This window comes from Vibrio sp. 10N.222.55.C7, assembly GCF_041473335.1.
Taxonomy (GTDB): Bacteria; Pseudomonadota; Gammaproteobacteria; order Enterobacterales; family Vibrionaceae; genus Vibrio; species Vibrio crassostreae_C.
The window spans coordinates 1-5,809 of the sequence record NZ_JBFRSC010000083.1 but is presented as its reverse complement, the minus strand read 5'-3'; the positions used below and the strand labels follow the sequence as shown (position 1 = coordinate 5,809).

The following is a 5,809-nucleotide window of genomic DNA, read 5'->3' as shown; positions in this document are numbered from 1 at the left end:
AGCTAAGGACGCACGGTTTTTGATATTAATTCTCGACGAACGATTTATCAATATCAGGATTCACATTCTTATAAGAACTAAACCCTAAATAATGGCGCGCTCTGGAGGATTCGAACCTCCGACCGCCTGGTTCGTAGCCAGGTACTCTATCCAGCTGAGCTAAGAGCGCACGGTTTTAGTATCAACTTAGTCAATACAAGGACTTTCATTCTTAAAAGAAATAAACCCTTAAATAGTGGCGCGTCCTGGAGGATTCGAACCTCCGACCGCCTGGTTCGTAGCCAGGTACTCTATCCAGCTGAGCTAAGGACGCACGGTGTTCATTCATTAAGAATGAAGTTGTGAAATATATCACATTCTTCTTGCTACGAAGAAAAAAAAAGGCCATCGGCCTGTAATGAATGGCGGTGAGGGAGGGATTCGAACCCTCGATGCAGCTACAAACCACATACTCCCTTAGCAGGGGAGCGCCTTCGGCCACTCGGCCACCTCACCTAATTCATTATTCTCAAATCACTTACAAGTAAGAGAAGAGAGAATGGCGCGTCCTGGAGGATTCGAACCTCCGACCGCCTGGTTCGTAGCCAGGTACTCTATCCAGCTGAGCTAAGGACGCACATTTACATTGTCTAAATTGCTAATTTTAGACTCGCAAGAAATGGCGGTGAGGGAGGGATTCGAACCCTCGATGCAGCTACAAACCACATACTCCCTTAGCAGGGGAGCGCCTTCGGCCTCTCGGCCACCTCACCGTCTTGCGGAGGCACATATTACGTTTTACCGAAAATATGTCAAACACTTTATTGAAAAAAATTGGACAAAAACACTCAACCGTTTGCTATTTAATCAAAGCGCTTGCAAATTGAACTTATAAGATTCAAATCGCGCTTTTTCCCTTAAAAATTAAGGTGAAAGATTGGCAATAATAAACAGCCGAAAACAATTATCTAATTTCTCCAGCAGCAAGTGCTACCGCTGATGGCACAATACTACGGGATGCGTATTTTCGCCATAGGGGAAGCGAATAAATCTTGAGTTTTGCCAAACAAAATACAGAGCAACAGTTCTGTTCAACCTTGTCTGTATCTCGCAGCATCACAAAGCATTCACTTCACCACTTTGAGACCGATCCGTTATCCAACCCATCTATGTCCCAATCAGTGTTTCGGTTCCCCAAGATCAAAAAAGGCTAGCAACAATGCTAACCTCTTCTCTACGCAAAAGTATTAGTAGTTGCCAGATGCAACGTTACCATTACCTTTTTCAGCTTGAATGCGCATGTAGATCTCTTCACGGTGAACAGATACTTCTTTAGGTGCGTTAACACCGATACGTACTTGGTTACCTTTAACGCCTAGTACAGTAACTGTTACTTCATCACCAATCATCAGTGTTTCGCCAACGCGGCGAGTCAAAATTAGCATTCTTTGCTCCTTGAGTAATCTCTAAATTTATCTAGCTACGAGAGCATTATCCAACAAAAGTTATATTTTCGTAAACTATCGATTGAGTTTATTTAACCAAAATGCACTTCTTTTTTAGGATAACCCTGTGTTTCACGCGCTACGATGTATGCATTGTGTAATATGTTAGCAGCCATATCGACTTGCGTTGGTGATATCACCAAAGTTAAAGACTGCTGCTGCAATAAGTGATGCTGTACATCAATTTCGCCTTCAGACAACAATCCATGTGAACTGACCACAATTTCTTGTGTTCGGCTTCCTACCACAGTTAACAAACTAACCTGTTCACTATTACGGATTTTCTCAGCAAAAACTAGTTTTAATTTGGCACTTATGTCTTGTTTAATAATGAGTGCTGCCCGTTCTGTTTCCTCGATCACACTACAGACTTCGATCCCCAACAGTTGGCAATGTGAAATGAAAGACGGTAAATCTTCATTCAAACACTCGATACGCACCATATCTCTTTGGATGGCGATGCCAGCAATATCATTCAAACACTGATTACCCGCGATCAATGTGCCCTCGCCTTGTTCAAAGCTTGAAAGCACTCGCAATGACACGTTGTGCTGCCATGCATACTGAACACAAGGAAGGTGCAATACCTTAGCGCCTCGGCGAGCCATCTCTTCCATAGAAGGAAAGTCTAAAGTATCTAATTTCTGAGATTGTTTTACGACTCTAGGGTCACAAGAGTAAACACCATCTACATCAGTATAGATCTGGCATTCTTTCGCCTGCAAGGCACCTGCAAGCGCGACCGCTGTAGTATCTGAACCACCGCGGCCTAATGTCGTGATATCACCTTTCGCATTGAATCCTTGAAAGCCTGCAACAATAACAATCTGGTTGTCATCTAGCAGAGCTTGAATCGGAGCAGTATCAATACGCTCAATCGCCGCATTATTATGATTAGAATCCGTGTGTATCTTGGCTTGATAGCCAGTCATCGATGTCGCTTCATAACCTAACTTGTGTAACGTCATTGCTAACAAGGCCATGGAAACTTGCTCGCCAGCCGTTAACAACACATCCAGTTCTCTAGCGTTTGGTACGCTATCAACTTGCGTGGCTAAATTAACTAACCGATTTGTTTCACCAGACATAGCAGAAACGACAACCACGATCTGGTTCCCTTCATTTTTCGCTTCAATGATTTTTTCTGCTACATGATGGATTCGTTCAATTGAACCCACCGACGTTCCACCAAATTTCTGCACGATAAGAGGCATTTTCACCCGTCCTCACCTTCCCAAGACCAATGTCTATATATGACAAAAAAACACATACTCCGCGTCAGGGCGAAGCAATAAAAAATTAACCAAGGAGTCTAACGCCACCATTAGACTTCTTGGTTAATCTCAATCAAACCTTGTTTAAACACACTTCCAATAGGCAAAATAAAAGATGCCCAATCAACTGATTGGGCATCTTTGTATCAATTACTTAAGCTTAAAGACGCTCTTCTAGCCAAGTACGCACAGATTTAAGCGCTTCTGGCAGTGCTGCAACGTCTGTACCGCCCGCTTGAGCCATATCTGGACGACCGCCGCCTTTACCGCCAACTTGCTCAGCAACCATCTTGACGAGATCACCCGCTTTTACTTTGCCGATTAGGTCTTTGGTTACACCAGCAATCAAGCCAACTTTACCGTCTGCTACGTTCGCGATCAGGATGATGCCGCTACCTACTTGGTTTTTAGCGTTATCAACCATAGTACGTAGGTTCTTGTTGTCTGCGCCTTCAATTGCAGCAACCAAAACTTTAGTACCAGAGATGTCTTCTACTTTGCCCATGATGTTTGCGCTTTCTGCAGCAGCCATCTTTTCTTTAAGCAGTTGGATTTCTTTCTCTAGCGATTTCGCTTTCTTAGCTGATTCAGCAAGTTTCTCTTCGTAAGCGTTAGCCTGAGCTTCTACTGCATCTAGTGCAGCTTCACCTGTTACCGCTTCAATACGACGAATACCCGCAGCAATACCACCTTCAGAAGTGATCTTGAATAGGCCGATATCACCTGTGTTTGAAGCGTGGATACCACCACAAAGTTCAGTAGAGAAGTCGCCCATAGATAGAACGCGAACTTCATCATCGTACTTCTCGCCAAACAGTGCCATTGCACCTTTTTCTTTCGCTGACTCGATGTCCATGATGTTCGTTTCAATCACATGGTTCTTACGAACTTGTGCGTTAACTAGACGCTCTACTTCTTTAATCTGTGCTGGTGTTACCGCTTCAAGGTTAGAGAAGTCAAAACGTAGGTTGTCTGGCTTAACTAAAGAACCTTTCTGAGCAACGTGCTCACCTAGCACTTCGCGCAATGCAGAGTGAAGTAAGTGAGTGGCAGAGTGGTTTAGTGAGATAGCAGCTCGACGCTCAGCGTCAACCGTTGCTTCTACTTTATCGCCCTTAGCAAATACACCTTCAACTAGCTCACCGTGGTGCGCAAATGCGTTACCTAGCTTCTGAGTGTCTTGTACTTTGAAAAGACCCGACGCTGTTTTTAGTGTACCAGCATCACCACATTGACCGCCTGACTCAGCGTAGAATGGTGTCTCTTCAAGGATGATGATTGCTTTGTCGCCAGCCGATAGTGAAGCAACCTCTTCGCCGTCAACGAATAGCGCAGAGATTTCACCAGCACCTTCAGTTGCTGTGTAACCACAGAACTCAGTGTTGGTGTCTACTTTGATTGTCGCGTTGTAATCCGTGCCGAATTGGCCTGCTTCACGTGCACGCTTACGCTGTGCTTCCATCGCCTTCTCAAAGCCTTCTTCATCGATAGTAAAATCGCGTTCGCGAGCTACATCGTTAGTAAGGTCAGCTGGGAAGCCGTATGTATCGTAAAGTTTGAAAACTGTTTCGCCGTCAAGCTCTTTGCCTTCAAGTGCATCTAGTGCGTCATTAAGAATAACCATGCCGCGCTCTAGCGTACGACCAAAGTTCTCTTCCTCAATGCGAAGTACTTTTTCAACCAGCTCTTGCTGTTTCTTAAGTTCATCTGCCGCAGAGCCCATCACTTCAGCCAGTACGCCCACAAGTTTGTGGAAGAACACGCCTTGTGCGCCAAGCTTGTTACCGTGACGAACTGCACGACGGATGATACGACGTAGAACGTAGCCACGACCTTCGTTTGAAGGCATAACACCGTCAGCAATTAGGAATGAACAAGAACGGATGTGGTCAGCAATAACGCGTAGCGATTGGTTAGATAGATCGTCATGACCAACAACTTCCGCAGTCGCTTTGATTAGCTTTTGGAATACATCAATTTCGTAGTTAGAGTGAACGCCCTGCATGATTGCAGAAATACGCTCAATACCCATACCTGTATCTACAGCAGGCTTAGGTAGCGGTTCCATTGTGCCGTCAGCGTGACGGTTGAACTGCATGAATACGTTGTTCCAGATCTCGATGAAACGGTCACCATCTTCTTCAGGTGTACCAGGACGGCCGCCCCAGATGTGCTCACCGTGATCGTAGAAGATTTCAGTACATGGACCACAAGGACCTGTGTCACCCATCGTCCAGAAGTTATCAGACTCGAACTGTTTACCGCCTTCTTTGTCGCCAATGCGAACGATACGGTCAGCAGGAACACCTACTTTCTTGTTCCAGATATCGAATGCTTCATCATCTGTCTCGTATACCGTTACCAGTAGACGATCTTTTGGCAGTTGAAGAGTTTCAGTCAGGAATTCCCAAGCAAATCCAATCGCTTCTTCTTTGAAGTAGTCGCCAAAGCTGAAGTTGCCTAGCATTTCGAAGAACGTGTGGTGACGAGCCGTGAAACCTACGTTTTCAAGGTCATTGTGTTTACCACCCGCACGTACACAACGCTGAGCCGTAGTTGCTCGAGTGTAGGCACGCTTTTCGGCGCCTAAGAAGCAATCTTTGAATTGGTTCATACCTGCGTTAGTGAATAGCAGGGTTGGATCGTTATGTGGAACTAACGATGAACTGTCTACGATTTGGTGTTCTTTGCTCTCAAAGAACTTAAGGAACGCGTTGCGAACCTCATCAGTGCTCATGTACATGCAGCTCTTCCTGAAAATAGTCGAGTTAGAATTTTGCCGTATTGTAGATCATGGTTAAGGCTTCGACTAGTTTTCTTGTAGAAAAGACACCCTTGGGCAGGATTTTAGTGGGAATTCGATAAAATGAAGAATATTCCACTATATCTTGCCGTGGAAAAGCAGAACTAAATTGACGACCTAGTACCGAAGAAACTCAGTCAACGAGAGAGATTTGACCAAAGACATGCTCGACGGAGCAGATCCAATAAAAAAGCCCCGCATAAAATATGCGAGGCTTTAAATTCTTTCAATGTCCCGTCCTGAAATGT

At 44.8% G+C, this 5,809-nt stretch carries 3 protein-coding genes and 5 tRNA genes; all 8 read right to left on the bottom strand.

What is annotated here, in order from left to right:
- Window positions 1-92 precede the first annotated feature (92 nt).
- The 8 genes from AB4482_RS22580 to alaS all read right to left on the bottom strand — a co-directional run bounded on the left by AB4482_RS22580 (window position 93) and on the right by alaS (window position 5,501).
- Window positions 93-169 (bottom strand) — tRNA-Arg (locus AB4482_RS22580).
- A 67-nt stretch (window positions 170-236) separates the two neighbouring features.
- A tRNA-Arg gene (locus tag AB4482_RS22575) sits at window positions 237-313 on the bottom strand.
- A gap of 89 nt (window positions 314-402) precedes the next feature.
- Window positions 403-495, bottom strand: a tRNA-Ser gene (locus AB4482_RS22570).
- A 44-nt stretch (window positions 496-539) separates the two neighbouring features.
- Window positions 540-616, bottom strand: a tRNA-Arg gene (locus tag AB4482_RS22565).
- A 43-nt stretch (window positions 617-659) separates the two neighbouring features.
- Window positions 660-752 (bottom strand) — tRNA-Ser (locus tag AB4482_RS22560).
- 474 nt (window positions 753-1,226) lie between these two features.
- Window positions 1,227-1,424 carry a carbon storage regulator CsrA gene (gene csrA / locus AB4482_RS22555; protein WP_004415691.1) on the bottom strand — a complete coding sequence of 66 codons (198 nt, stop codon included), beginning with the start codon at window positions 1,422-1,424 and terminating at the stop codon, window positions 1,227-1,229.
- A 92-nt stretch (window positions 1,425-1,516) separates the two neighbouring features.
- A complete protein-coding gene (locus AB4482_RS22550; protein WP_017063224.1) occupies window positions 1,517-2,698 on the bottom strand; it encodes an aspartate kinase in 1,182 nt (393 codons plus the stop codon).
- A gap of 220 nt (window positions 2,699-2,918) precedes the next feature.
- Window positions 2,919-5,501, bottom strand: coding sequence for an alanine--tRNA ligase (alaS, locus tag AB4482_RS22545; protein WP_017063223.1), 2,583 nt, complete (start codon window positions 5,499-5,501; stop codon window positions 2,919-2,921).
- Window positions 5,502-5,809 lie beyond the last annotated feature (308 nt).

Bases quoted from the DNA above. Each gene is read 5' to 3' on its own strand.
- csrA (WP_004415691.1), bottom strand. From the start codon at position 1,424: ATGCTAATTTTGACTCGCCGCGTTGGCGAAACACTGATGATTGGTGAT.
- AB4482_RS22550 (WP_017063224.1), bottom strand. From the start codon at position 2,698: ATGCCTCTTATCGTGCAGAAATTTGGTGGAACGTCGGTGGGTTCAATT.
- alaS (WP_017063223.1), bottom strand. From the start codon at position 5,501: ATGTACATGAGCACTGATGAGGTTCGCAACGCGTTCCTTAAGTTCTTT.